This window comes from Pseudomonas imperatae (assembly GCF_057128625.1).
On the sequence record NZ_JBSKHP010000001.1, the window covers coordinates 83,041 to 109,582 of the forward strand.

Annotated in this window: 24 protein-coding genes; 15 read left to right on the forward strand and 9 right to left on the reverse strand. The window is 64.8% G+C overall.

Annotated features, from left to right (window positions below; translation table 11 throughout):
* Positions 1–82 precede the first annotated feature (82 nt).
* Positions 83–1,369 carry a carbohydrate porin gene (locus ACWKWX_RS00390; protein ID WP_416427025.1) on the forward strand — a complete coding sequence of 429 codons (1,287 nt, stop codon included), beginning with the start codon at positions 83–85 and terminating at the stop codon, positions 1,367–1,369.
* Here ACWKWX_RS00390 and ypfJ read toward each other — a convergent pair whose 3' ends face one another.
* Positions 1,370–2,269, reverse strand: a complete 900-nt coding sequence (gene ypfJ, locus ACWKWX_RS00395) for a KPN_02809 family neutral zinc metallopeptidase (protein ID WP_483826783.1) — start codon at positions 2,267–2,269, stop codon at positions 1,370–1,372.
* A 146-nt stretch (positions 2,270–2,415) separates the two neighbouring features.
* On the opposite strand from ypfJ, the gene pcaH reads away from it, so the two are divergent.
* Both pcaH and pcaG read left to right on the forward strand, forming a co-directional pair.
* Positions 2,416–3,135, forward strand: a complete 720-nt coding sequence (gene pcaH, locus ACWKWX_RS00400; protein ID WP_027981145.1) for a protocatechuate 3,4-dioxygenase subunit beta — start codon at positions 2,416–2,418, stop codon at positions 3,133–3,135.
* Positions 3,136–3,148: 13 nt separating this feature from the next.
* Positions 3,149–3,754: a protocatechuate 3,4-dioxygenase subunit alpha gene (gene pcaG, locus ACWKWX_RS00405; RefSeq protein WP_416427023.1), complete on the forward strand. Its 606-nt coding sequence runs from the start codon at positions 3,149–3,151 to the stop codon at positions 3,752–3,754.
* 74 nt (positions 3,755–3,828) lie between these two features.
* Here the strand turns inward: pcaG and ACWKWX_RS00410 are convergent, their stop codons facing one another.
* On the reverse strand, positions 3,829–4,650 hold the full coding sequence (locus ACWKWX_RS00410) for an aldo/keto reductase (protein ID WP_473004562.1): 822 nt from the start codon (positions 4,648–4,650) through the stop codon (positions 3,829–3,831).
* 188 nt (positions 4,651–4,838) lie between these two features.
* Between ACWKWX_RS00410 and ACWKWX_RS00415 the strand changes: the two genes are divergently transcribed.
* Positions 4,839–5,615: an IclR family transcriptional regulator gene (locus ACWKWX_RS00415; RefSeq protein ID WP_473004561.1), complete on the forward strand. Its 777-nt coding sequence runs from the start codon at positions 4,839–4,841 to the stop codon at positions 5,613–5,615.
* 133 nt (positions 5,616–5,748) lie between these two features.
* On the opposite strand, the gene ACWKWX_RS00420 is transcribed toward ACWKWX_RS00415, so the two are convergent.
* Positions 5,749–7,065: an MFS transporter gene (locus ACWKWX_RS00420; RefSeq protein WP_483826784.1), complete on the reverse strand. Its 1,317-nt coding sequence runs from the start codon at positions 7,063–7,065 to the stop codon at positions 5,749–5,751.
* A gap of 350 nt (positions 7,066–7,415) precedes the next feature.
* Between ACWKWX_RS00420 and quiC the strand changes: the two genes are divergently transcribed.
* Together quiC and ACWKWX_RS00430 are read left to right on the forward strand one after the other, a co-directional pair.
* Positions 7,416–9,326 carry a 3-dehydroshikimate dehydratase QuiC gene (gene quiC / locus ACWKWX_RS00425; RefSeq protein WP_483826785.1) on the forward strand — a complete coding sequence of 637 codons (1,911 nt, stop codon included), beginning with the start codon at positions 7,416–7,418 and terminating at the stop codon, positions 9,324–9,326.
* A gap of 111 nt (positions 9,327–9,437) precedes the next feature.
* Entirely contained in the window at positions 9,438–10,109 is a 672-nt protein-coding gene (locus ACWKWX_RS00430; protein ID WP_416427018.1) for a TetR/AcrR family transcriptional regulator, read from the forward strand.
* Here ACWKWX_RS00430 and ACWKWX_RS00435 read toward each other — a convergent pair.
* Genes ACWKWX_RS00435 through ACWKWX_RS00450 form a run of 4 tightly spaced genes read right to left on the reverse strand, consistent with a single transcriptional unit; the run spans position 10,036 to position 14,638 of the window.
* Positions 10,036–11,763 carry an FAD-dependent oxidoreductase gene (locus ACWKWX_RS00435; RefSeq protein ID WP_483826786.1) on the reverse strand — a complete coding sequence of 576 codons (1,728 nt, stop codon included), beginning with the start codon at positions 11,761–11,763 and terminating at the stop codon, positions 10,036–10,038. The two genes, ACWKWX_RS00430 and ACWKWX_RS00435, sit on opposite strands and share 74 nt — an antisense overlap.
* 10 nt (positions 11,764–11,773) lie before the next feature.
* The gene (locus tag ACWKWX_RS00440; RefSeq protein ID WP_473004558.1) at positions 11,774–12,094 is read right to left on the reverse strand and encodes an NIPSNAP family protein; all 321 of its coding nucleotides are present in this window, start codon (positions 12,092–12,094) and stop codon (positions 11,774–11,776) included.
* A 2-nt stretch (positions 12,095–12,096) separates the two neighbouring features.
* Positions 12,097–13,818, reverse strand: a complete 1,722-nt coding sequence (locus tag ACWKWX_RS00445; RefSeq protein ID WP_416427015.1) for an FAD-dependent oxidoreductase — start codon at positions 13,816–13,818, stop codon at positions 12,097–12,099.
* Positions 13,819–13,828: 10 nt separating this feature from the next.
* Positions 13,829–14,638 carry a shikimate dehydrogenase family protein gene (locus tag ACWKWX_RS00450; protein ID WP_416427014.1) on the reverse strand — a complete coding sequence of 270 codons (810 nt, stop codon included), beginning with the start codon at positions 14,636–14,638 and terminating at the stop codon, positions 13,829–13,831.
* Between the two features lie 150 nt (positions 14,639–14,788).
* On the opposite strand from ACWKWX_RS00450, the gene ACWKWX_RS00455 reads away from it, so the two are divergent.
* A complete protein-coding gene (locus ACWKWX_RS00455) occupies positions 14,789–15,556 on the forward strand; it encodes an IclR family transcriptional regulator domain-containing protein (RefSeq protein ID WP_476298758.1) in 768 nt (255 codons plus the stop codon).
* Between the two features lie 67 nt (positions 15,557–15,623).
* On the opposite strand, the gene ACWKWX_RS00460 is transcribed toward ACWKWX_RS00455, so the two are convergent.
* Together ACWKWX_RS00460 and aroQ are read right to left on the reverse strand one after the other, a co-directional pair.
* The gene (locus ACWKWX_RS00460) at positions 15,624–16,478 is read right to left on the reverse strand and encodes a shikimate dehydrogenase (RefSeq protein ID WP_416427012.1); all 855 of its coding nucleotides are present in this window, start codon (positions 16,476–16,478) and stop codon (positions 15,624–15,626) included.
* A 5-nt stretch (positions 16,479–16,483) separates the two neighbouring features.
* Positions 16,484–16,930 (reverse strand): type II 3-dehydroquinate dehydratase, encoded by a 447-nt coding sequence (gene aroQ / locus ACWKWX_RS00465; protein WP_416427011.1) that lies wholly within the window; start codon positions 16,928–16,930, stop codon positions 16,484–16,486.
* Between the two features lie 210 nt (positions 16,931–17,140).
* Between aroQ and ACWKWX_RS00470 the strand changes: the two genes are divergently transcribed.
* From ACWKWX_RS00470 to ACWKWX_RS00505, 8 genes are all read left to right on the forward strand, one after another.
* On the forward strand, positions 17,141–17,635 hold the full coding sequence (locus tag ACWKWX_RS00470) for an RNA polymerase sigma factor (protein ID WP_476298755.1): 495 nt from the start codon (positions 17,141–17,143) through the stop codon (positions 17,633–17,635).
* A 77-nt stretch (positions 17,636–17,712) separates the two neighbouring features.
* On the forward strand, positions 17,713–17,901 hold the full coding sequence (locus ACWKWX_RS00475; RefSeq protein ID WP_483826787.1) for a FecR/PupR family sigma factor regulator: 189 nt from the start codon (positions 17,713–17,715) through the stop codon (positions 17,899–17,901).
* Positions 17,902–18,007: 106 nt separating this feature from the next.
* Positions 18,008–20,725 (forward strand): TonB-dependent receptor, encoded by a 2,718-nt coding sequence (locus ACWKWX_RS00480; RefSeq protein WP_483826788.1) that lies wholly within the window; start codon positions 18,008–18,010, stop codon positions 20,723–20,725.
* An 80-nt stretch (positions 20,726–20,805) separates the two neighbouring features.
* On the forward strand, positions 20,806–21,435 hold the full coding sequence (locus ACWKWX_RS00485) for a heme acquisition protein HasA (RefSeq protein WP_483826789.1): 630 nt from the start codon (positions 20,806–20,808) through the stop codon (positions 21,433–21,435).
* Between the two features lie 51 nt (positions 21,436–21,486).
* Positions 21,487–22,098: a heme acquisition protein HasA gene (locus tag ACWKWX_RS00490; protein ID WP_483826790.1), complete on the forward strand. Its 612-nt coding sequence runs from the start codon at positions 21,487–21,489 to the stop codon at positions 22,096–22,098.
* Between the two features lie 177 nt (positions 22,099–22,275).
* The gene (locus tag ACWKWX_RS00495) at positions 22,276–23,952 is read left to right on the forward strand and encodes a type I secretion system permease/ATPase (RefSeq protein ID WP_483826791.1); all 1,677 of its coding nucleotides are present in this window, start codon (positions 22,276–22,278) and stop codon (positions 23,950–23,952) included.
* On the forward strand, positions 23,949–25,208 hold the full coding sequence (locus ACWKWX_RS00500; RefSeq protein ID WP_483826792.1) for an HlyD family type I secretion periplasmic adaptor subunit: 1,260 nt from the start codon (positions 23,949–23,951) through the stop codon (positions 25,206–25,208). Before ACWKWX_RS00495 ends, ACWKWX_RS00500 begins: the two co-directional genes overlap by 4 nt.
* Positions 25,208–26,515 carry a TolC family outer membrane protein gene (locus ACWKWX_RS00505; RefSeq protein ID WP_483826793.1) on the forward strand — a complete coding sequence of 436 codons (1,308 nt, stop codon included), beginning with the start codon at positions 25,208–25,210 and terminating at the stop codon, positions 26,513–26,515. The genes ACWKWX_RS00500 and ACWKWX_RS00505 overlap by 1 nt, the downstream gene beginning before the upstream one ends.
* The last annotated feature ends 27 nt before the right edge of the window (positions 26,516–26,542 follow it).

A 26,542-nucleotide genomic window follows, 5' to 3' on the forward strand; every position in this document is an offset into this window, starting at 1 on the left:
CATTATGATGCACCCCTCGCACTAGGCTAGAACTGCATTGCCTGCCGATACACCCCAGAACCAATTCAAATCGTAGAGAATCATGCTGATCAAATCCTCGCGTTGCATTAAGACTTCGGGCCTGGTGGCCGGCCTGTCGCTGGGCTCCCTGGTGGTTGCGGCCCCGGGCATGGCCCTGGCTGACGACTCGACCATGACCGGTAACTGGGGTGGCGAGCGTACCCGCCTCGAGAACGAAGGCATCAAGATCACCAGCGACTACGTTTCCGAAACGTTCGGCACCGTGCACGGCGGCGAGAGCCACGGTGCTCGCTACGCCCAGCAGCTGCGTATTGGCGCGCGTTTCGACCTGAGCAAGATCCTGGGTATCGACAATGGCGGCGTCGTGCAGGTCATGGTCACCGACCGTCGCGGCAACAGCGCCTCGGCCGACCTGGTGGGCAACCGCCTGCCGGTGCAGGAAATCTACGGCGGCCAGTACACCCGCATCAGCGAGGTCAGCTACGAGCGCACCATCTTCACCCCGAACCTGGACATGAAAGTGGGCTTCATGCCCATGGGTAACGACTTCGGCGGCATGAGCATCCTCACCAACTTCGTCAACGCCGGCTTCTGCGCCCACCCGTTGTCGATGTCCGGTGGCAGCGGCTGGACCAACGCCCCGACCGGCCACTGGGGCGGCATGCTGAAGTACAAGATCAACGACGAGTGGGCTATCCAGACCGCCGCGTTCGAGGTCAACCCGATCACCAACAGCGAGTCCAAGTACGCGCTGCGCATGAGCCCGGACCACTACACCGGCACCATCATGCCGATCGAAGCCATCTACACCCGTGGCGGCACCTACGACGGCCAGTACAAGTTCGGCTGGTACTACGACACCTCCGACACCGCGCGCATCGCCGGCAACGGCACCGCGGCCGGGCGTTCGGGCTCCTACGTGCTGGCTGACCAAGCCGTGTGGCGCTCCGCCACCGACCCCAAGCGCAACCTGCACGTGTTCGGCCAGGCTACCCAGACCGACGCCGCCACCTCGCCGTTCCGTCACTGGTACTCGGCTGGCGTAGTGCTGCACAAACCGTTCGACAGCCGTCCTGACGACGCCATCGGCCTGGCCTATGGCCGCGCCGTGCTGAACGAGCGCACCCGCGACAACCAGATCGCCGCTGCCACCACTGCTGCCGCAGCTGATGACATCGACAACCTGGACAGCGGCGAGCAGCTGATCGAGCTGAGCTACACCGCGCAAGTCACCAAGTGGCTGACCGTGCGTCCTGACGTGCAGTACATCAAGGAACCAGGCGCCTTCTACGGCGTGAACACCCAGAACGCGCTGATGGCTGGCGTACAGGTCAAGGCCGCGTTCTGATCACAGGTTCTTCGTCCCGAAGGTATCGCACTGGTTGATCTGACCCTGGGCGAAACCGGTCTTGAACCAGCGCACGCGCTGGGCTGAAGTACCATGGGTGAACGAGTCGGGGACCACGCGTCCCTGGCTCTGCTGCTGCAAGCGATCGTCGCCAATGGCATTGGCGGCGTTCAGCGCCGACTCGACGTCGCCGGGCTCCAACCAGTGCAGCCGCTGTTGCGCATGGAACGCCCATACCCCCGCCAGGCAATCGGCCTGCAATTCCTGCCTTACCGACAAGCCATTGGCGCCTTCCATCTGTTCGCCACGCTGGCGCGCGGCCTGCACCTTCGCCGGTATGCCCAGCAGGTTCTGCACGTGGTGGCCCACTTCATGGGCGATCACGTAGGCGTCGGCAAACTCGCCGGCGGCGTGGAAGCGCTGGTCCATTTCCTTGAAGAAATCCATGTCCAGGTACACCTGGCGGTCGCCCGGGCAATAGAACGGGCCGGTGGCCGAGGTGGCGAAGCCGCAGGCCGAATTGACCTGGCCGCGGAACAGAATCAGCTTGGGGTCCTGGTACTGGCGGCCGGCCTTCTGGAAGATCTGCCCCCAGGTGTCCTCGGTGTCGCCCAGTATTGCCCGGACGAAATCGGCCTGCTGGTCGTTGGCAGGTGGGGCAGGGCGGCTGCGGGTGTCCACCGGGGCGGTATGCGGCTGGCTCAGTTGCCCGGTCAGTTGTCCAAGAATCTGCATGGGGTCCTGGCCGGTCAGCAGGCCGAAGCCGACGATCAGCACCACCGCGGTCAGGCTCAGGCCCTTGCCGCCAATGCGCAGCCCGCCGCCTCCGCCGCCTGCGCCAGGGTCGTCATCGCGGGCGTCCACCACGTTGTCACTGCGCCGGCCTTTTTTCCACAGCATGGTGAGTACCCTCCACGACCGCTATTCAGATAACCATTTGGATATGTATCCGACTGGTATATTCAATTTTCGTTGTGGGAATTTTCATTGAGACTAGTCCGAAGCCTGTCCGCAGGACCCAATAAATCAAATAATAGGAGAACGGCATGTCTTCCCAAGACACCAGTCGCTTCGTTATCCGTGATCGCAATTGGCACCCCAAGGCCCTGACCCCCGACTACAAGACCTCCGTGGCCCGTTCCCCGCGCCAGGCGCTGGTGAGCATCCCGCAGTCGGCCAGCGAGTCTACCGGCCCTGATTTTTCCCACCTGAAATTCGGCAAGTACGACAACGACCTGCTGCTGAACTTCAACAATGGTGGCCTGCCCATCGGCGAGCGCATCATCGTCGCCGGCCGTGTGTGCGACCAGTACGGCAAGCCGATCCCCCACACCCTGGTGGAAATCTGGCAAGCGAACGCTGGCGGCCGCTACCGTCACAAGAACGACCGCTACCTGGCGCCGCTGGACCCCAACTTCGGTGGTGTCGGCCGCATGGTCACCGACAGCGAAGGCTACTTCAACTTCCGCACCATCAAGCCGGGCCCGTACCCATGGCGCAACGGCCCGAACGACTGGCGCCCGGCGCACATCCACGTGTCGGTCAGCGGCCCGTCGATCTCCACGCGCCTGATCACCCAGCTGTACTTCGAAGGCGACCCGCTGATCCCGATGTGCCCGATCGTCAAGTCGATCGCCGACCCTGAAGCCGTGCAGAGCCTGATCGCCAAGCTCGACATGAACCACGCAAACCCGATGGATTGCCTGGCTTACCGCTTCGACATCGTGCTGCGCGGCCAGCGCAAGACCCACTTCGAGAACTGCTGAGGAGAGCGCCACCATGCCTATTACCTTGCTCAAGGAAACACCTTCGCAGACCGCTGGCCCGTACGTGCACATCGGCCTGGCCCTGTCCGCTGCCGGCAACCCGCCGCGCGACGAGGAAATCTGGAACCAGATGGCCAAGCCCGGTGCGCCCGGCGAGCACATCATCCTGCTGGGCGACGTCTACGACGGCAACGGCCACAAGGTGCGCGACTCGTTCCTGGAGTTCTGGCAGGCTGACGCCAACGGCCACTACGACACGGACTACAACCTGGAGAAGCCGTTCAACAGCTTCGGCCGCACCGCCACCACCTTCGACGGCGGCGAGTGGGACCTGCACACCATCAAGCCGGGCGTGGTCAACAACGCCGCCGGCGTGCCGATGGCGCCGCACATCAACGTCAGCCTGTTTGCCCGTGGCATCAACATCCACCTGCAAACCCGCCTGTACTTCAGCGACGAAGCCGAGGCCAACGCCAAGGACCCGGTGCTGAACCTGATCGAGCAGCCGGCCCGTCGCGAAACCCTGATCGCCACCCGTTGCGAAGTGAACGGCAAGACCGCCTACCGCTTCGACATCCGCATCCAGGGTGAAGGCGAGACGGTGTTCTTCGACTTCTAAGCCTGTTTGCAGCCAAAAAAAACCGCCCTTCAAGGCGGTTTTTTTATTTCATCCCCCGTAGCAGCGGGGGCAGTTTAATCCCACTGCGGGGCGAACGGCGGGCTCACCAGGCGCTGGTCTTTCGGCAGCGCGGCAATGATCCGGCGGTCCTCGTCATCCAGCGGCACCTGCAGCGACGCCAGGTTGCTCAGCTGGTTGGCCTTGCTCGCGGCCTTCGGGATGGCGGCCACGCCGTCCTGGTCCAGCAGCCACTTCAGCGCCACCTGGGTCGGCAGCACGCCGTGTTTCTCGGCAATGGCCTGCAGTTGGGGAATGTCCGAGACGCGGTTGCGCACGATCGGGCTGTAGGCGGTCAGGGCCATGTCGTGCTTGCGCGCCAGTTGCAGCAGCGGCGTCTGGTCCAGGGTCACGTGGTATTCCACCTGCAGCACCGACAGCGGCGCGCCCAGTTCTTCCAGCACCTTGGTCAGCAGCGGCAGTGGGAAGTTGGCCACGCCGATGTTGCGTGCGCGGCCGTCTTCCTTGAACGACACCAGGGTCTCGATGGTGCGTTCCAGGTCCCAGTCCTTGGTCGGCCAGTGAATCATGAACAGGTCGACGTAGTCGCTTTGCAGCGCCTTGAGGGTGTTGTCGAAGGATTGGCGCATGTCGGCCGGGGCCAGCTTGTCCCACCACACCTTGCTGGTGACGTGGATCTGCTCGCGGGGCACCGAAGACTGCACCAGGGCCTTGCCCACCGCGTCTTCGTTGTTGTAACCGGCGGCGGTGTCGATGTGCCGGTAGCCCACCTCCAGCGCCTGCACCACGGCGGCGGTACATTCCTCGCCGACCATGGGCCAGGTGCCCAGGCCCAGCTTGGGCATGTTCAGCCCGTGACGGTTGGTGATGCTCTGCATGCGCAATCTCCCTGCATTCGTTTTTGCTGACGGATTAGGTAATATTCTGGAATCAAGTTCCACATTCTATGGCCGGGTTTCCCGCCAGGCCAAGGGGTGCGGCGCCGAAGTTGGGCGAAGATCGGACAATGGTTGCGCTTCGTCCGCCCGTGGCTAGAATCGCCACACTTTTACCAGGACCCACGACCATGGCCGGCAGTCAGATCGAACGCGCTTTCAGCCTTCTGGAAAGCCTCACCAGCGACCCTCGCGGCTTGCCCATGCAAACCCTGGCCGAGCAACTGGACATCCCCAAGAGCGCCACCCACCGCATGCTCGGCGAGCTGATCCGCCTGGGCTACGTGCGCCAGAACCCGGACAACAGCCGCTATCACCTGTCCACCAAGCTGGTGGCCATGGGCTTCCGCTACCTGGCCAGCAGCGGCGCCGACATCGTCCAGCCCATTCTCGACCGGCTGGCGCAGCACACCGGCGAGCTGGTGCGCCTGGGGGTGATCGACGGTGACCGCCAGACCTGGATCGCCAAGTCCCAGGGCGCGCGGTCCGGCCTGCGCTACGACCCGGAAATGGGCCGCGACGCGCCGCTGTTTTACACCGCCTCCGGCCATGCCTGGCTGGCCAGCATGAGCGACGCCCAGGCGTTGGCGCTGGTGGAGCAGCAGGGCATCGCCGACCCGGCGGACTTCGGGCCGAACGCGCCGAAATCCAACACTGAGTTGCTGCAACATTTGGAGCAGGCGCGTTCGCGGGGGTATTCGCTGGTGATGGAGAGCTCGGCGGTGGGCACCTCGGCCATTGCCGCCGTGGTGCGCCGGCCGGTGGATGGCCAGGTGGTGGGGGTGTTGAGCGTGGCCGGGCCGACGGCGCGGTTGAGCGAGGGGCGCTTGCAGGAGCTGTCGGTTGCCTTGTTGGCGGCGGCTGAAGAGTTGTCCGGCGCCAGCCCGGCGTCCGAGTTGTTCAGTTAAACCTGGATCATTGCCACGCCGCCGGTCCGTAGCCGCTGCCGACAGGCTGCGCTGGCCCTCAATTACACTGAAGATCTCCAGCGGGGCATAGGGCCAGCGCAGCCTGGCGGCAGCGGCTACGCAGTGGTGTGGGTCAATCGACCACCGGCACCTTGCGCGGGGCCATCAGGTACAGCCAGGTCAGGGCGATGAAATACATGCCCGGGATGATCATGAACAACACGTGGTAGTTGTTGTTGGTCACGGTCAGGATATAGCCCACGATCTGGGTCATGAACATGCCGCCCACCGCGGCGCACATGCCGCCGAAGCCGAACACCGTGCTCATCATGTGCTTGGGCGTGTAGTCCATCACCACCGCCCAGATGTTCGCGGTCCAGGCCTGGTGCGCGGCGATCGCCAGGGAAATTGCCAGCACCGCCACCCACAGGTTGCTGGTGCCTGCGGCCCCCACCACGGCGATGATGCACAGGGCGAACATCAGCATCGAGGTCAGCCGCGCCTTCACCGGCGACACGCCACGGCCGATCAGGAACGACGACAGGATGCCGCCGCCGACGCTGCCGAAGTCAGCGCTCAGGTAGATGATGATCAGCGGGATGCCCATCTGGGTCACGTTGATGCCCAGCTGGTATTGCTGGTTCAGGAACGGTGGCAGCCAGTACAGGTAGAACCAGAACACCGGCGCGGTAATCGAGTAGGCCAGGGCGAAGGCCCAGGTGCCGCGCATGCGCAGGATGCGGTGGAACGGCACGCCCTGCTGCGCAGGCTCCGGCTCGCCCTGCACGTACTCAAGCTCGCTCTGCTTCACCCGCGGGTGGTCTTCGGGGTTGTAGTATTTCAGGCCCCAGAACACCACCCAGGTCAGGCCCAGGCAGGCCATGCAGATGAACGCCGCCTGCCAGCCCCACACGGTGAGGATCAACGGCAGCATCACCGGGGTGATCATCGCGCCGACGTTGGTGCCGGCGTTGAAGATGCCGGTGGCCACGGCTCGCTCGCCGGCCGGGAACCACAGGCGCGTGGTCTTCACGCAGGCCGGGTAGTTGGCGGCCTCGGTCAGGCCGAGGATGAAGCGGCACACCATGAAGCCGGCGGCGGAGGTCGCCAGGCCGTGCAGGCCGGTTGCCAGGCTCCACAGCAGCACCGCGCAGAAGAACACGCGCTTGACCCCGACCTTGTCGATCAGCCGGCCCTGCAGCACGAAGCCGATGGCGTAGCCCACCTGGAACCAGAAGTTGATGTTGGCGTAGTCCATCGCCGTCCAGCTCATTTCCTTGGCCAGGATAGGCTGCATCACGCCCAGGGCGGCGCGGTCGATGTAGTTCAGGGTGGTGGCGAAGAACACCAGGGCGAGCATGCCCCAGCGGGTCTTGCCCACGGCAAGGGCACCGCGGATTTTCTCGCCCATGCTGGCATGGCGAGGCACGAGAGCATTTACAGCGTGCATGTGAGTTACCCGATTCTTGAAATTTTTATGGAGTAGCGCTGCGCTGAAGGTCTGTGGGTATAAGACATTCAGTTTCACTTGTCGGTTGGCTTTTGGCCGCGTGACGGACTTCAATGGGGGTTGGGATGTTGGCGATCAGCCGAAAAATCGTCAATTGAAGAGGCCGCTTTCCGGTCGATAATCGCACACAAAACTAACTGGTTCGTACGCGTCAAATTTGCGGTATAAATTAGCTTCCAAGAATTCTTTCAACCCGTTGCAGGCGCGCCTGACGCTCGCGACGGACACCGGTCAGCTGCCCAGATGCGCACCCGTGAAGTGCCCTGTCGGCGGCCCCATGGAGCTGAACCATGCATCGTTCGATTGCCACCGTCTCCCTGAGCGGTACCCTGCCGGAAAAACTCGAAGCCATCGCCGCGGCGGGTTTCGACGGCGTCGAGATCTTCGAAAACGACCTCCTGTACTACGACGGCAGCCCCCGTGAGATCCGCCAGATGTGCGCCGATCTGGGCATCGCCATCACCCTGTTCCAACCCTTCCGTGATTTCGAAGGCTGCCGCCGCGACCGCCTGGCCCGCAACCTCGACCGCGCCGAGCGCAAGTTCGACCTGATGCAGGAACTGGGCACCGACCTGGTGCTGGTGTGCAGCAACGCCTCGGCCGACTCGGTGGGCGACCGCCAGATCCTGATCGACGACCTGCACCTGCTGGCCGAGCACGCCGGCAAGCGCGACCTGCGCATCGGCTACGAAGCCCTGGCCTGGGGCAAGCACGTCAACACCTACCAGCAGGTGTGGGACATCGTCAAAACCGCCGACCACCCCAACCTGGGCGTGCTGCTGGACAGCTTCCACACCCTGTCGCTGAAGGGCGACCCGGCGGCCATCGCCGACATCCCGGGCGACAAGATCTTCTTCGTGCAGATGGCCGACGCGCCGATCCTGACCATGGACGTGCTGGAGTGGAGCCGCCACTTCCGCTGCTTCCCGGGCCAGGGCGAGTTCGACCTGCCAGGCTTCCTGGCACCCATCATCAAGTCGGGCTACACCGGCCCGCTGTCGCTGGAAATCTTCAACGACGGGTTCCGCGCCGCGCCGCCGCGTGCCAACGCCGCCGACGGCCTGCGGTCGCTGCTTTACCTTGAAGAGAAGACCCGCAAACTGCTGGAAAAGGAAAGCACCCCGGTGCCGAACCTGGACATCCTGTTCTCGCCGCCCGAGGCCGATCAGTACGATGGCGTCGAGTTCCTGGAGTTCGCGGTGGACGAAGCCCAGGGCGCCAAGCTGGGCACCTGGCTGGAGCAACTGGGCTTCGCCAAGGCCGGCCAGCACAAGTCCAAGGCCGTGAGCCTGATGCGCCAGGGCGACATCAACCTGATCCTCAACTCCGAGCCGTACTCGTTCGCCCACAACTTCTTCGAGTCCCACGGCCCGTCGCTGTGCGCCACCGCCATCCGCGTGAAGGACAGCGCCAAGGCGCTGGAGCGCGCCGTGGCCTACAAGGGCCAACCGTTCCGGGGCCTGGTAGGCCCCAACGAGCGTGAACTGGCCGCCGTGCGTGCCCCCGATGGCAGCCTGATCTACCTGGTGGACCAGGACGACCAGGGCCGTACCATCTACGACACCGACTTCAGCATCCAGGAGGTCAAGCCAAGCCCGCTGGGCCTCAAGCGCATCGACCACATGGCCATGGCGCTGCCGCCGGACAACCTCGACAACTGGACGCTGTTCTACAAGAGCCTGCTGGACTTCACCGCCGACGACGAAGTGGTGCTGCCCGACCCTTACGGCCTGGTGAAAAGCCGCGCCATCCGCAGCCGCGACAGCTCCATCCGCCTGCCGCTGAACATCTCGGAAAACCGCAACACGGCCATTTCCCACGCGCTGTCCACCTACCGTGGCTCGGGCGTGCACCACATCGCCTTCGACTGCGACGACATTTTCGCCGCCGTCACCAAGGCCAAGGAAGCCGGGCTGGCGCTGCTGGACATCCCGCTGAACTACTACGACGACCTGGCCGCGCGCTTCGACTTCGATGACGAGTTCCTCAGCGAACTGGCCTACTACAACGTGCTCTACGACCGTGACGCCAACGGCGGCGAGCTGTTCCACGTGTACACCGAACCCTTCGAAGACCGCTTCTTCTTCGAAATCATCCAGCGTCGCAATGGTTATGCCGGCTATGGCGCGGCTAACGTGGCGGTGCGCCTGGCTGCCATGGCCAAGGCGCGTAACAAGGGTGTCCGCCACGCCAAACTGTAACCATTTGTAGATAACTGCAAGCCTTTGGTTGTATACCAAGGCTTGCAGGCTTCCTTCGCCGCGCTGGCCGCTCCATAATTGCCGCTGTTTAACGATGGCCGTGAGCCCAGAATGACAACAATGACAGAACGCTCCGTGGACACCGCCGAAGCGCAACCACGCAAGAGCCGCAAGAACAACCCCGAGAAAACCCGCGAGAACATTCTCCAGGCGGCAATCGCCGAGTTCGTCCAGCAGGGCCTGGCGGGTGCACGGGTAGACGCCATTGCCGAGCGCACGCAAACCTCCAAGCGCATGATCTACTACTACTTCGGCAGCAAGGAGCAGTTGTACGTCGAGGTGCTGGAAAAACTCTACGGCGACATCCGCAGCACCGAGGTGGACCTGCACCTGGGTGAGCTGGAGCCAAAGGAAGGTATCCGCCGCCTGGTGGAATTCACCTTCGACCACCACGACCGCAACGTCGATTTCGTCCGCATCGTCTGTAACGAAAACATGCACAAAGGCGAGTACATCAAGCAATCCTCGGCGATTCGCGCGATGAACAAGACCGTGCTGCATGCCCTCGACGAAGTGCTGGAACGCGGTGCCAAGGCCGGGCTGTTCCGCCAGGGGCTGGCCGCGCTGGACGTGCACCTGCTGATCAGCTCGTTCTGCTTCTACCGCGTGTCCAACAAGCACACCTTCGGCGAGATCTTCCAGATCGACTTCAGCGAGGAAGCGCACAAGGTGCGTCATCGCGAGATGATCGTGGAGACGGTGCTGCGTTACCTGCAACCCTGACCTCCGGCCGGGCCAGGTCCAGGCCGGCGATGTGGCCGAAGGTCAGCGCCGGCCCCAGGGTGATGCCGCCACTGGGGTAATGGCCGCCCATGATGCTGGACATGTCGTTGCCCACCGCATAGAGCCCTTCGATGACCTGCCCTTGTGCACCCAGCACGCGGGCACGGGCGTCGGTGGCCAGGCCCGTGAACGTGCCCAGGCTGCCGGGTTCCAGCTTTACCGCATAATACGGCCCACGGGCCAGCTCGCCCAGCGACGGGTTGGGGCCGTGCAGCGCTTCGCCCTGGGCGCGGTTGTAGGCCGACGCGCCGCGCCCGAAGGCAGGGTCGCGGCCGTCCCGGGCGCCGGCGTTGAAGTTATCCACAGTGCGCTGCAGTTGCTGCGCGTCGATGCCACAGCGCCCGGCCAGTTCGGCCAGGGTGCGGCCCTTGAGCAGGTACCCTTCGCGTCGTAGCCGAAGATTGAGGAACGGGAACGGCCGCGCCGCGCCCAGGCCGTAGCGGCGCTGGGCCTTGTGGTCGCAGATCAGCCAGCAGCGCGGCGCGCGCGGGTGGGGCGCCTGAGCGAACAGCGCCTGCATGAAGTCGTGGTAGGAATCGGCCTCGTTGGTGAAGCGCTGGCCGTTGTCGAGCACTGCGATGAAGCCGGGCTTGGCGCGGTCCAGTAGGTGTGGAAAGGCGCCGTTGGCGGTTTTCGACACCGGTGCCCAGGCCGCCGCGTGGGCCAGCGGCGGGGCTGCGCCGCCCGCCTGTTCGCCCAGGCGCAGACCGTCGCCGGTGTTTGCCACAGGCGCGGCCGACAGGTGATTGGCGTGCCCGAACGTCGCCGCGATGCGCGTGGCGTCATGGGCGAAGCCGCCCGCTGCAAGCACCACGCCACGCCGCGCGCGCAACTGGCCGTTGGGCAACTGCGCACCCGCTACCCGCGCGCCGTCGTATAGCAGGCTGAGCGCGGGCGCTTCGGTGCGCAACTCTACCCCCAGGTCCAGGGCACTGCGCAGCAGCCGCGCCACCAGCGCGTTGCCGTTTACCAGGTGCAGGCCGCGGCCATGCAGCAGGCGGTCGCGCCAATGCCGCAGCAAGCGGCCCGCTACGTAGACGGCCGAGCGCAGCGAGCGCGTGGCGTTGAAGAAATGCGCCAGGTCAGCGCCACCGGCGATGCCCATGCCGCCCAGGCTGATCAGCCCCAGCGGCGGCCGCAGCCTGGGCAAGCAATCGCCCAGCAGCCGGCCATCGAAGGGCTGCGCGCACAGCGAGCGCCCGCCACTGGCAGCGCCGGGGCCGGCGTGCATGTCGGGCATGCGGCTGCCGGAATAGAACTGCACCTGGGTGTGGCGCTGAAAGAAGTCGACCATCGCCGGCCCATGGCGCAGGTAGGCTTGAAGACGCTCGTCCAGCACCTCGGTATGCAATTGCTGGCGCAGGTAGGTTTCCACCGCGCCGGGCGCTTCCACCTGGCCGTCGGCCACGGCCAGCGGGTTGCCCGGTATCCACAACCAGCCGCCGGACCAGGCGCTGGTACCGCCCAGTTGATGGTGCTTCTCGGCGACGATCACCTTGAGCCCGGCATGGGCGGCGGTCACGGCAGCGGCAAGGCCCGCGGCCCCCGAGCCGATGACCAGTACGTCGCAGTCAAAATTGTCGGAGGCGTTCATGGCAGGCCCTTTACTTAAGCGGCGAGAACGCGGTCGGCCGCATCATCCGCGACTCCAGCTTCACCACCGCGTCCAGCTCCTTGTTCTTGCGGCTGAACTCCATCCAGCGGCTGTCGGCGGCCATGGCGGTGCGGCGGGCCATGCGGTCGTCCAGGCTTTCCCAGGCCCAGATGTGCACCACCTGGTTTACGTCGCCGATTTCGGTGGTGAAGAACCCCACCAATTGGCCCAGGTGCTCGGTCTGCACCGCGAGCGCGTCGCTCTGGTACAGCGCCAGCCAGTCGGCCAGCTTGGTGGGTTTGAGGGTGTAGGTGCGCAGTTCGTAGAACATGATCAAGCCTCGAGTGGGGTAGTGTGGCCGGCGCGCAGGCGCGCGGCGGCGTGGGTAGCGGCGATGTAGCCGAAGGTCAGGCCCGGGCCGATGGTGATGCCGGGGCCGGGGTAGGTGCCGTCCATTATCGAGTTCATGTCATTGCCGGCGGCGTACAGCCCGGCGATGGGCTGGCCCTGGCGGTCGAGGACGTTGGCGTTGGCGTCGGTGACCAGCCCGCGCGCCGAGCCCAGGTCGCCGGTCTCCACGCGGATGGCGTACCAGGGCGCGCGGGTCAGCGGTGCCAGGCACGGGTTGGGGCCGTGGTGCGGGTCGCCCAGGGAACGGTTGTAACTGTTGCCGCCCTTGGCGAACGCAGTGTCTGTGCCGGTCACGGCGTCGGCGTTGTGCTGGCGCAGGGTGGCGGCGAGCCCGGCGGGGTCGATGCCGATCTGCCGTGCCAGCTGTTCGGCACTGTCGGCGCGGTGCAGGTAGCCGGCGTCGATCAAGGCGCTGTTATCCACAGGCCGCGGCCGTGCCAGGCCCATGCCGTAGGCGTTCAGGGCCTGGGCATCGGCGATCAGCCAGCACGGCGCGTTGCCGTCCTGCTGCATGGCCTGGACGAAGCTGTGGTACGAATTCGCCTCGTTGACGAAGCGCAGCCCGTGGCGGTTCACGGCGATGATGCCGGGCTTGGCACGGTCGGTGACCAGGTGCGGGAAGCGCTCGGTCTCGCCATTGGCGCGGCGCAGCTGCGACACCGGCGCCCAGAAGAAGTCCGCCGCCAGGCCTTCGCCCAGGCGGGCGCCCACGGCAGTGGCCAGGGCCTGGCTGTCGCCGCTGTTGCCAGCGGGCGACATGGTCAGGTGCCCGGGGCCGGTGGCAGGGCGGCGCTGACCGGCGTCGGCGGCCGCGGCAAAGCCACCCGCCGCGCACACCACGCCGGCACGGGCCTGCACCCGCAGGTCCTGGCCGTTGTGGCGAATCACCAGGCCAGTCACCGCGCCATCGTTGGTCACCAGCTGGGTGGCCTGGGCCTTGAGCCACAGTTGCACGCCCTTGTCGAAGGCCGTGGTGGCCAGCCGCGCGATCAGCGCGTTGCCCACGGTAAGCCGGGTGCCACGGTCATGGCTGAGGCGGTCGCGGCCGTAGCGCGCCATCAGTTTCAAGCAATGCCACAGCGAGCGCGGCGAGCGGCGGAAACTCAGGAAGTGCTGGATGTCCACGCGGTTGACCATCATGCCGCCGAACAGCAGCATGCCTGGCGTGGGCTTGCGCAGGTGCTTGAACGCCGGGCCCAGGCGGCGGCCATCGTATTCCACCATCTCCAGGGCCCGGCCGGTGTCGGTGGCGCCCGGCTCGTCGGGGTAGTAATCGGGCGAGAACGGTCGCAGGGCGTATTGCAGTTCGCTGTGCTGTTCCAGATAGCGCAGGGCTTCGGCGCCGCGTTCGATGTAGGCCTCGATCAGTTCGGCGCGGTAGCCGGGGCCGATGGTGCGTTTGAGGTAGGTGCGCACTGCCTCGGCGTTGTCCTGCACGCCGGCGGCGCGGGCCTGGTCGGTGCCGTGCACCCACACCGCGCCGCCGGAGATCGCCGAGGTGCCGCCGAAGGTCTCGGCCTTTTCCACCAGCAGCACGCTCAGGCCACGGCAGGCGGCAGTGGTGGCGGCGGCGAAACCGGCGGCACCGCTGCCCAGCACCACCAGGTCGAAGGCGTGGGTCCAGGGTTGTACAGCTGCGTTCATGGCGGGTTCCTCAGGCGTCTTCGGGCGTCACGCCCATGAAGGCGCCGAGGTTGCCCATCTGCGCGCGGGCCATCTCCGGGCCGGTCTGGATGCGGCAGCCCTGGGCGCGGGCCTGGGCCAGCAGCGGGGTGATCTGCGGCGATGTCACCACGTCGGCCACCAGCGCGGCGCTGGGCAAGGTGGCCAGCTGTTCGGCGGGGAGCGCCATCTGCCCGGTGTCGCCCATGCCGACCGGGGTGGCGTTGACCACCAGGTCGAAGGCGCTCAGGTCAGTGTAGGTGGCTTGCACGTCCAGGCGCGGAAAGGCCTTGAGCAGGATCCCGCGCAGTACGTCAACTTGGGCGGCACGCACGTCGGCGATCACCAGCTGCGCAAGGCCGGCTTCGGCCAGCGCATAGGCAATGGCCGCACCCACGCCACCGGCGCCCACCACCAGCGCGCGCTTGCCGGCGGCCTGGAAGCCGTGGGCGGCGGCGGCCTTGAGGAAACCGGTGCCGTCCAGGTGGTCGCCCACCAGCCGCCCGTCGGCTTCACGGCGGATCACATTGGCCATGCCCAAAGCGGCGGCGCGTTCGGTCAGGGCGTCCAGCAGCGGTGCCACGGCCTGCTTGTACGGCACCGTCACCACGCAACCGCGCAGGTTGTGCCAGCCGCGCAGGGTGTGGATGAACGCTGGCAGCGCGTCGGCGCCCATGTCCACCGGCAGCATGGCGATGTCGCGGTCGTTGTCGGCGAACCAGCGGTTGAAGTTTTCCGGGGATTTAACCTGGGCGATGGGCGTGCCGAGAATGGCCACCAGCTGCGTCGAGCCGCGAATCATGTCGATCTCCTGGACCGTTGCCTGTTGTTGTCAGGCCATGGTGCGGCGGGCGGCAGAGGGCGACAACGCGGCAGAACGCGGTTTCAGTTGTTAATCGCGGGGGCACTGCGATAATCGCACTATCGATCGATAATTCCTGCCGGGGCCGTGATGAAGCAACCGACCATTCATGACCGTGACCTGATCGCCGGGCTGCAGAAGGGCCTGGCCTTGATGCAGCTGTTCAGCGAAGACCATCCGCGCCTGACCGTGCCGCTGGCGGCCAGCCTGTCGGGGCTGACCCAGAGTGCAACGCGGCGCTTCCTGCTGACGTTGGTGCACGAGCGCTTCGTCGAAACCGATGGCCGTCACTACTGGCTGACTGCCAAGGCCTTGCGCATCGGCCAGGCCTACGTCGATTCGGCGCAGCTGCCACGCATGCTGCGGCCCATCGTCGAGCAGGTCGCGCGTACTACCCAGGAACACGTGTCGGTGGGCGTGCGCGACGGTGATGACATCATCCACGTGGTGCGTAGCCGCTACAGCCATGTGTCGTCGCTGTCGATCCGGCCGGGCTCGCGCCTGCCGCTGTATTGCACGGCCAGCGGCCGCGTGTGGTTGGCGACACTGGAGCCCGACGAGCTGCAAGCCTACCTGGATGGCGTGGAATTGCGCGCGCTGACGCCCTACACCCGGACCAGTGTCGCGGCCTTGCAGGAAGAGTTGGCGCGGGTGCGCGAGCAGGGTTTCTGCTGCGTGGACCAGGAGTACGAGGTGGGGATGGCGGTGCTGAGCGTGCCGCTGCGCGACCGCAAGGGGGAGCTGAAGGCGAGCCTGTCGATCACTACCCAGGTGGCCCGGCTGAGCACCCAGGCCATGCAGCAGCGCTACCTGCCGGCGCTGTACGAGGCCCAGGCGCTGCTGCGGCCGGTGTTGTGAGGCTGGACGCGGCCTACGGCCGCTGATACGGGATTTCGTAGCAGCGGCCGCAGGCCGCGTCAGGGGCTTACATGCTGTTGAAATGCGCCGTCATGCGATCGGCATCCGGCACGATGCCGCTGAACAGCTCGAACGCCTTCACCGCCTGGAACACCGCCATGGTGCCGCCGTCCAGGGTGCGCGCGCCCAGGGCACGGGCGGTGCGCAGCAGCTCGGTTTCCAGCGGGAAGTAGACGATCTCGGCTACCCACAGGTCCTTGCGCAGCAGCTCGGCCGGCACCGGCATGCCCGGCAGCTTGGCCATGCCCATGGGCGTGGTGTTGACCATGCCGTCGGCCTCGTTCATGGCGGCGGCCAGGTCGCTGCCGGCACGGGCGCGGTTGCCCGGGAAGTGCTGGTTGAGGTTGTCGGCCAGGTCCTGGGCGCGGCTGGCGTCCACGTCGAAGATGGTCAGCTGCTGCACGCCCTCGATCAGCAGCGCGTGGGCCACGGCCGCACCGGCGCCACCGGCACCCATCTGCACCACGCGTTCGCGTGCGGCGCCGTCCATGCCACGGCGGAAGCCTTCGGCGAAGCCCAGGCAGTCGGTGTTGTGGCCGACGCGCTTGCCGTCCTTGAGCACCACGGTGTTCACCGCGCCGATGCCACGGGCCTCGGGCGACAGGTCATCGAGCAGCGGAATGATCGCCTGCTTGCACGGGAAGGTGATGTTCAGGCCGGTGTAGGCCATGCGCTGGGCGGCGGTCAGCAGTTCTTCCAGGTGGCTGGTGTCGAGCTTCAGTTGGTCCAGGTCGATCAGGCGGTACAGGTAGCCGATGTCCTGGGCGGCGCCTTCGCGCTCGTGCAGGGCAGGGGTGCGCGAGGCCTGGATGCCAGCGCCAATCAGGCCGGCCAGTACGCTGGTTTTCTTGTTCTGGGACATGCGAGTTAACCCTTGTTGTTCAACAGGTGGCCGACGTGTTCAAGCGCCAACCGATAGCCATGGGTGCCAAAGCCACACAGCACCGCCACGGCCATGCCGGAGATGTAGCTGTGGTGGCGGAACGATTCGCGTGCGTGCACGTTGCTGATGTGCACCTCGATCACCGGCAGCTCGCTGGCGGTCAGGGCATCGCGAATGGCAATGGAGGTGTGGGTCCAGGCACCCGGGTTGATCACGATCGCTGCGCAGCGGCCGCGGGCCTGGTGAATCCAGTCGATGGCTTCGCCTTCATGGTTGCTCTGGCGGAATTCGACCACAAGGTCGCGCTCCTGGGCAGTGCGGGCACACAGGGCAGAGACGTCGGCCAGGGTTTCGCGGCCATAGGTGGCGGGCTCGCGGGTGCCGAGCATATTGAGGTTAGGGCCGTTGAGCACCAGTACGGTACGGCTCATGGGGGACTCTCCCTTGTTATTTTTGGTGTGAGACGGTGAAGCAGGGTGCCTATAAATTGTACTAACCAGTTAATTTGGTCAAATTAATTTGTGCCCGAGAATGTCTCGTCAGACAAACCGACACAATTCAACATGGCGTTACGTTTGATCCTCATTTGCGATACGCCCTAAGATGCCGCCCTCATGCGTCACTCTCCAGGGAATCGGTTGTTGTCGGATACGGAACTCTCGGGCCTCTATCTCGGCCATGCCCGGGCCCTGCGCGGCTACCTCACCCAGCGCCTGGGCGACCCGCAATTGGCGGCCGACCTGGTGCAGGACGCCTACCTGCGCCTGGTGGAGCAACACTGCCAGGGCAAGCCGTGCCCAGCGCCGGCCTACCTGTACCGCACCGCCCGCAACCTGCTGGTGGACCACCTGCGCCAGCAGCAACGGCGCAACACCCAGCCGCTGACGCCCGAGCTGATCGCCAGCCTGGAGGCGCCCGACGCCTGCGTGGAAATCCGCGCCATGTTCGAGCAGCAGCGCCAGGCCCTGCGCGACGCCATTGAAGCCCTGCCGCCGCGCACCCGCGAGGTGCTGCAACTGAACCGCCTGGAAGGCCTGACCCACACCGAGGTTGCCTGCAGGATGGAAATTTCCGACAGCTGCGTGCAGAAGCATCTGGCAAAAGGACTCGCCATGATCATGCAGCGTTTGCAGTAGGACTGTGGGAAATGCCCTACGACAAATGTAGGCCGACAGTGGCATAGTCTGGGCTTCGCCTACCACCGAGCCTTGCCGTGAACCCAGCGCCACTGCCCCCGCACCTGATTGAAACCGCCGCCCGCTGGCTGGTCCGCCAGCAGGCCGGTGACCTCAGCCCGGTCGAGCAGGCCGAACTCGCCCAATGGCTGGCCCAGGACCCGCGGCACGCCCAGGCCTTGGCGTTCGCGCGGCAGACCTGGGCAGCATTAGGTGCGTTGGATTAACGCCCGCCAGGGCTGATACAAATTAATTTACTGAGTTTTCCCCGCTGCAGCGTCTTGCTACCGAGATTCATTCTCATCACAAGCAACTGCCAACAAGGGAAACTCAATGTCTGTCACCCACCGCAAGGCAACCCCGGCGACCTGCCGGCTCGCACTTGCCATCCACATGGGCTTGTTCACGCTGCTGGCCGGGGAAGGGCTGGCGTACGCGGACGAGCGCCGCGGCACCAGCGCCCAGTCGCGTACCCAGGCCTTCGACATCCCCGAACAGCCGCTGAAGCAGGCAGTCGAGCAATTCGTCCAGCTTACTGGCGTCACGCTGCTGTATGACAACCGCCTACTGGCCGGCCTGCGCAGCACCGCACTCAAGGGCAGCTACACCGCGCAAGCGGCGCTGGAGCAGATCATCAGCGGCCACCCGCTGATACTGCGCCACGGCGAAAACGGCCACCTCAGCCTGGTGCCGCGCCCCGGCGCCGTCGACGGTGGTGCGCTGGAACTGGACATGATCGATATCAGCGCCGACTCCGATACCCCCGCCAAGGCTGGCGACTGGGTGTACCACGAGCCGCGCGGCGTCTCGCACATCAGCCGCCGCATGATCGACAACCGTCCGCCGCGCCACAGCGCCGACATGCTCGAGGAAAGCACCGGCGTCTACACCGCCGTCAACCAGCGCGACCCCGGCTTGTCCGTGAACATCCGCGGCGTCCAGGACTACGGCCGGGTGAACATGAACATCGACGGCATGCGCCAGAACTTCAACGTCAGCGGCCACCAGCAGCGCAACGGCGTGATCCTGGTGGACCCGGAGATGGTGGCCGGCGTCGACATCGAAAAAGGCACCCAGGCCGGCCAGGGCGGCGCGGGCGTGCTGGGCGGCATCGCGACGTTTCGCACGTTCCAGGCCAGCGATTTCCTGCAGGACGGCAAGGACGTCGGCGGCCGCGTGCGGGTGGGGCACGGGATTGGCAAGTTGGGCAATGGCACGCACTTCAATGGCAGCGGGGTGTTGGCGATTGGCGATGAGCGTGGGGATATCTTGCTGGGGGTGAGTGAGCGGCGGTTCGGGGATTATCGGGCGGGGAATAATAATGATCGGCGGTTGGGGGAACAGTTGGGTAGTCGAAACTTATCCGAAGAGACATTTCGCAAGTGGCTGGCGTCGGACGTGGATTTCATGGATGGGGCCAATCGTTCGCAGATGTTTAAGTTTGGTTTGAATCTACCTAATGATCAGCGGATTCAAGCGAGTTACCTGCGTATCAGTGCGGATGGTGCGACTGCCGGGCCGTTGTTGGGGCAGCCATTCGCAGGATATATCCGTATTAACCGCGATAGGATGAATGTCCAGAACTATGCACTGGACTACAGCTACCAACCAGAAAACCCGCTGGTGGACGTTCAGGCCAAGGCCTACTTCGTTGACACTCGGCTTGCGCGCTGGAACAAGGGGCATGAAGCATCGAAAGATTCGGGTAACGCCATTGCGCCGTTTGATTCGCTATACCGTACATCGACGTGGGGCATGCAGCTGCAGAACGTGGCGCGATTCGATCATGGTCACCACGGGCAATCGCGATGGACGGTGGGTGGAGAGGTTTTTCATGACAACTTCAGTCCCCAAAGCGACTTCAAACCCGCAAAAAATCAGGACACTACGCCATTGATTATTGGCGCCACTCCCGAGGGGAATCGCGCCATGGCCAGCATTTTCAACCGCTGGCAGTACGACTACGGTGGTTGGCTGACCGCTGATGCGGGATTTCGCTACGACCAATTTCGGGCTTACGGCGAGTCGCATTCCACACGATATGAGTATCCACCGGTTGGATTTCATTACTACCGAAAACGTCCGGTCGAGCATCGTGACAATGTCGATGTAAGTGGCGGGCGTTGGTCGCCGAATTTTGGGCTGGGCATCAAGCCTGGTGTCGAATGGGCGCAGCTTTATGCCAGTTGGGGGCGGGGGTGGCGGCCACCTAGCGTAACCGAAATGTTCATGTCCGGAAGCCCACACTCGCGTGGTGGGAGCGCCCTGTTATTCCCAAATCCTACGCTTGAGCCGGAGTCTTCGACGAATTGGGAACTGGGTTTAAATATATTCAAGCGATCAATGTTGGTAGCAGGCGATCGCTTTGCAATGAAGGTGAATTATTTTGACACTCGCATTGATAATATGATGTTTTTGATGCTTGAGGTGATTCCTCCAAGAACTGATCCGTATGGTCGATTTGCAAATCTTGCTAACGTAAACAATCAGAAACAAGTGCGCTATCGTGGGGTTGAGTATCAGCTTGATTACGATCTTGAACGGGTTTATGCTAATTTTACTTACACAAGATTGATTGGGCAGAACACTTTCTGTGGTCCCTCGCATTTCATGGGCGGTGCGACGAAGGCGATCAGTGCACCTCATAGTGAAAAATACCTATTCGTAAATGACGCTGAAGCAAATAAGGAGGTTAGGTGTAACTTTATCGTTGGTAATGCAACGTATACACCGGCAGATAAGGGCTCAGTGACGCTGGGTGCCCGGTTCTTTGAAAAAAAGCTTGATGTCGGGCTCCGTGCAAGATACAGCGCAGGCTACGGCAAAGACCTGGATAAAGGCGCGAATCGCCAGCGTTGGGATTTGGCAGCTTGGCCTTCCTACATTGCCTATGATCTATACGGAAGTTACGCCGTGACAAAAAAGCTCAGCGCTTTTCTTGCGTTGGAAAATGCAACGGATGAGGCTTACTTTGTGCCAAAAGCTGATTTCGAGAATCTTGCAATCGCGCGTGGGCGAACTCTGACTGGAACTTTGCAGTACAGCTTCTAAAGAATTTGATGAGGTAAAAGGTTTGCCCGCTTCAGGGCAGAAAGTGGCGGCTATATCCGTCGATATTGAGAGGTGTGTTTATGAGCGTTTCTGTTAGCTATAAGGCTGAGTTGGGTGCTACCAAAATCAGCGATTACCTGCAAACCTGGGAAACTGGGTTTGTGACAGCAGGGCACGGTGCTGGGGCTACCGGTGGCTTCAACACTGCAGGTATGCTCCCTTCGTTCACCGGGGAGCAATATGCGACGCCAAGTAAAGTCTCTGACTATGCAGTTATTGCCGAAAGTGATACCGCCAGCGGGTTGAACTATGTGTTCAAGTTGTTCGGCGTATCTGATCCCAACCTGAATCACTACCTGTGGGGCAAGTTGGACAACGTCGAACTGGGTCGGGATCTCACCGGTGGCAAAGGCGCCGATTTTTCCCTCGCTAAAAACAACGTCTCCTTCAACGGCCTCGACCTCTCCGCCCCGGAAGGCGCAGGCCGCGCCGGCAACCCCGTCCACGAAGTCGTCTACGGCCTCATGAACGGCAACGCCGACCCGCTGGAGGCAACCCTCAACAAACTGCTCTCGGAGTACAACCTGTCCACCGCCGCCACCTTTGACCAGGTAGCTGCCGCGGCACCGGTAGCTGCACCTGTCGCCCTGCCGAACCTGGTCGTGGCGAACGCCGAGCAATCCTGGTGGGACTGGGCTTTCGCGGCTTAATGCGTCAACATCAAGAATATGATGAATAAAAAGTTAAAGGAGTTTTAGGTCATGACGTTATCGATAAAATATGGTTCTGAAATCGGGGCAAAGCCCATTGCTGAATACTTGCAAGAGTGGAAGGATGGATATGTAACAAGCTCTGGTTGGGGTGTCGTGAATGGGGGGTTCAGCGGCCGGGAGACTCCATTAGTTGGCGATCAATATGCAATCGTTAGTAGGGTTACGGAATTTGCGATTATTGCGGAGAGCGCTACCCCAAATGGGCTGAAAGGGGAGGTAAATTATTATTTGGCACCTGGCTCCACATACAGGGACTTCTTCTGGGGAGAACTGGATGTTGTCAAGCTAGGTCAGGGGCTAGAGGGAAGGTCGAATTATCTGTTGAATGAAAATGTCGTGTCATTCGGTGGTTTGGATGTGAAGGCCGAGCGAGTGGAAGGTGGGGGTAATTCAGTTGACAACTTAATCAACAGTTTGGCTGCCGGTAAGATTGATCTCTTGGACAATATCCTAAACAAGACGTTGAACTCGCTAAACCTCTCAACCGCTTCAACCTTTGACCAAGTTGCGGCAGCCGCTCCCTCAGTGGCGATACCGTCACCGCCTTTGGCTCTGGCGGGTGGTGGCAGCAGCGAATGGGACTGGGCCTTCGCCGCCTAAACCGCAGGCGTAAAAAAGCGAGTGGAAGATTGCTTTCCCACCCGCTCCGCTGACACAGCGCTGTGACCCGAGTTCTCTAGGCCAGGGTCATGGCGCTCCTGAATTGTGGGGAGCGCCGGGCGTGCCGTCAACGCCGCTCGGCGGGCTTCTGTGGATATCTTGCAAGGAACCCTCTGAATGCACCGCTCTGGCAATGAATTGCGCAGTGCGCTGGCGGCTGCCCGGCGTTCGCTGGTGGACATCGGCGTGTTTTCCGCGGCGATCAACCTGCTGATGCTGGCCCCGGCCTTGTACATGCTGCAGGTGTATGACCGGGTGCTGGCCTCGGGCAACGAAATGACCCTGCTGATGCTGACCCTGATGGTGCTGGGGCTGCTGGCGCTGATGTGCACGCTGGACTGGCTGCGCGGGGTGCTGGTGATTCGCCTGGGCGCGCAGCTGGAGCAGGGCTTGCAGGCGCGGGTGCACGATGCCGCCCACGCCGCGCAGTTGCGCAGCGGCCACGGTGCGGCGGGGCAGGCGCTGGCGGACCTGGCGTGCCTGCGGCAATTCGCCAGCGGCACGGCACTGTTTGCGCTGTTTGATGCGCCGTGGTTTCCGCTGTTCCTGTGGGTGCTGTTCGTGTTCCATCCGGCGTTGGGTGGGCTGGCGCTGGGCGGCGCGGTGCTGCTGGTGCTGCTGGCGTGGCTCAACGAGCGCCTGTGCGGTGGCCTCCAGGCGCGTGCAGGGCTGTTGGCCCAGGCGGCTACGCAGCAGGCCACGGCGCACCTGGCCAACGCCGAGGCGGTGCAGGCCATGGGCATGCTCGATGCATTGCGGGGGCGCTGGCAGGTGCAGCAGCAAGCGTTCCTGAACTTGTATGGGCTGGCCAGCGAACGCTCGGCGGCGGTGGGCGCCTGGGCCAAGGGCATCCGCCTGGCGCTGCAGTCGCTGGTGCTGGGGCTGGGGGCGTGGCTGGCGGTGCAGCAGCAGATCAGCCCGGGGATGATGATCGCCGGTTCGATCCTGATGGGGCGGGTGCTGGGCCCCATCGACCAGTTGATCGGCGCCTGGAAGCAATGGGGGCCGGCCCGCGATGCCTGTCAGCGCCTGGTGCAGTTGCTCCGGGAGCACCCGCCGGCAGCCGACCCGCAGCGCTTGCCGGCGCCCAAGGGCGCGCTGGCGTTGCAAGGCGTTGACGCCGGCCCACCCGGTTGCAGCGCGCCGACGTTGCACGGGCTGGCGTTTAGCCTGCCGGCGGGTAGCTTGCTGGGGGTGATCGGGTCGTCCGGCAGCGGCAAGTCGACCCTGGCGCGGGTGCTGGTAGGGGTATGGCCGCCCATGGCCGGCCAGGTGCGGCTGGACAGCGCCGAGCTGGGCCACTGGCCGTTGCGGCAACTGGGGCCGCAGATTGGCTACCTGCCCCAGGACATCCAGCTGTTTGCCGGCACCGTGGCGCAAAACATCGCCCGCTTCGGCCCGGCCAACGCCGACAAGGTGCTGGCTGCCGCAGCCCTGGCCGGCGTGCACGAGCTGGTGTTGCAATGGCCCCAGGGCTACGACACCCGCCTGGGCGAGGGCGGCGCCGGCTTGTCCGGTGGGCAGAAGCAACGCATCGCCCTGGCGCGGGCGCTGTACGGGTTGCCGGCGCTGATCGTGCTGGACGAGCCCAACGCCAACCTCGACGAGGCGGGCGAGCGGGCATTGCTGGCGGCCATCGACCGCCTGAAGGCGCTGCAGCGCACGGTGATCCTGATGACTCATCGTGCCAACGTGCTCAGCCGTGTCGACCACCTGCTGATCCTGCGCGAGGGCCACCTGCACCGCTTCGGCCCCGCTGCCACGGTGCTGGCCGAGCAGGGAGTGGCGGCATGAGCAGGCTCAAGGATGATCGCGCAGCGGCGCGTTTGGGCTGGACCGTGTTGCTGCTGGGCGTGGGCGGCTTTTTCGCCTGGGCCATGTGGGCGCCGCTGGACCAGGGCGTGGCAGTGGCCGGGCACCTCACCGTGGTGGGCCAACGGCAGACCGTGCAGCACGCCAGTGGCGGGGTGCTGGACAGCATCCTGGTCAGCGACGGCGAGTCTGTGGCCGCGGGGCAGCCGTTGCTGCGCCTGCGCCAGCCGCTGCTGCACAGCCAGGTACGCAGCCTGCGCAGTCAATGGCAGGCCGCCGAGGCACAAGGCGCGCGCCTGGCGGCCGAACAGCAGGAAACAACGCCAGTGTTCTCACAAGCTTCAAGCCAGGACGCCATAGCGCTACAGGGCCAGATTCACGCCAGCCGCGCCGCCAGCCTGGGTAGCGAACGCGCGGCCATGCGGGCCGCCATCCAGGGCAGCGAGGCGCAGTTACGCGGCCTCAAGGCGTCCTTGCACAGCCTGCGTGCCCAGCAAGCGAGCCTGGAGACCCAACTGGCCAGCTTGCGCCGCCTGGGCGCCGAAGGGCACGTCAGCCGGCACCGGGTGCTGGCCGACGAGCGCCAGTTGGCACAGCTGACGGCGGTCATCAGCGTCGACGAGGGGCGGGCAGGGTTGTTGCAGCGGCAGGTCGACGAGCAGCGCCTGCGCCTGCAGCACCTGACCCAGGCGTTTCGCCGTGATGCCGGCAGCCAGCTGGCCGACACCCGGCAACAGGCCGAAGAGCTGCGTCATCGCCTGGCGGTGGCCGAACAGGAGCTGGCTGCCAGCACCTTGATAGCCCCGGCGGCCGGGCGCGTCAGCGGTTTGCAGGTAAGCACCGTGGGCGAGGTGGTGGCTCCCGGGCAAGTGCTGCTGGAGATTGTGCCGGCCGGCAAACCCTTGCAGGTGGAAGCGCGGTTGCCGGTGGACATGGTCGACAAGGTACGCCCGGGCCTGCCGGTGGAACTGCTGTTTCCGGCGTTCAACCAAAGCACCACCCCGCGAGTGGCTGGGCGGGTGACCCTGGTGGGCGCCGACCGCCAGCAGGACGAGCGCAACGGCGAGCCCTACTACCTGCTGCGCGCCGAAGTCACCGGCGCCCAGCAGCTGGCCGGGCTGACCCTGCAACCGGGCATGCCAGTGCAGGCCTTCGTGCGCACCGGCGAGCGCTCGCTGCTCAATTACCTGCTCAAGCCGCTGCGCGACCGCAGCCACCTCGCGTTGGTGGAGGAGTGATGAAACCTGTACTGCTGCTTCTCGCCTCGCTGGCCTTCGCCGGCAACGCCCAGGCCCTGGGCCTGCTGGACGCCTACCAGCTGGCCCGGCGCAACGACCCGGCCTGGCAGGCGGCGGGCGCGGCGCGGGAGGCCGGGCTCGAACAGCGGGCCATCGGCCGCGCCGCGCTGTTGCCGACGTTGAGCTGGGGCTACAGCCACTCGCGCAACCAATCGCAGGTCAGCCAGGGCAGCCAACGCCAGGCCCGTGACTACCGCAGCCACGCCGCTACCCTCAGCCTGCAACAGCCATTGCTGGATTTCGACGCCCTGGCGCGCTGGCGCCAAGGCGATGCCCAGGCGCACCAGGCCCAGGCCCAGTGGCAGGGCCAGCAGCAGGCGCTGCGGGTGCGGGTGGTGCGTTTGTACAGCAACGCGCTGCTGGCGGCGCGGCGCACGCAGCTGAGCCGCGAGCGCAAGCACGCCCTGGGTGAGCGGCTGGCGCTGAACCGCAGCCTGTTCGAGGACGGCGTTGCCACCCGCACCGACGTGCTGGAGACCGAGGCGCGGTTGAACCTGGCCGTGGCCGAGGAACTCGAGGCGCTGGATGCCCAGGACAGCGCCGCGCGCGAATTGCAGGCGTTGCTGGGGCAGGCGCCGACGCAGTTGCAGCCGTTGGCGGAGCACATCCAGCTGCCCGCGTTGCAGCCCGCGACGTTCGAGGCCTGGCAGCAGCTGGCGAGCAGCCGCAACCCCGAGCTGTTGGCGCGCCGGCGCGGCCTGGACGTTGCCGAGCAGGAGGTGCAGCGCCAGCGCGCCGGGCACCTGCCCAAGCTGAGCCTGTTCGCCAGCAACCGCCAGTCGCAGTCGGATTCGGAAAGCAGTTATCAACAAGCGTTCGACACCAACACCGTTGGCCTGCAACTGAACGTGCCGCTGTTTGCTGGCGGCGGGGTGAGCGCTGCCACGCGCCAGGCCGCCAGCCGCCTGGCCCAGGCCCAGCACGAACTGGACGGCCAGGCCCTGGCCACCTTCAACAACCTGCGCCGCCACTACAACGCCACCCGCAGCGGCGCCGCGCGGGTGCGTGCCTACCGCCTGGCCGCCGCCAGCGCCGAGGCCCAGTTGCATGCCACGCGGCGTAGCCAGCAGGGCGGCGAGCGCATCAACCTCGACGTGCTGGACGCCGAGCAACAGCTGTACCGCGCCCGGATGGAGCTGCACGAGGCGCAGCATGGCTGGTTGCTGGCATCGGTAGAGCTGAAGGCTGCGGCGGGGGTGCTTGACGAAGACGACATGCGCCAGGTGGCCAGCCATTTTCGCGAGTAAGCCCGGGTTCTTGTGGGAGCTGGCTTG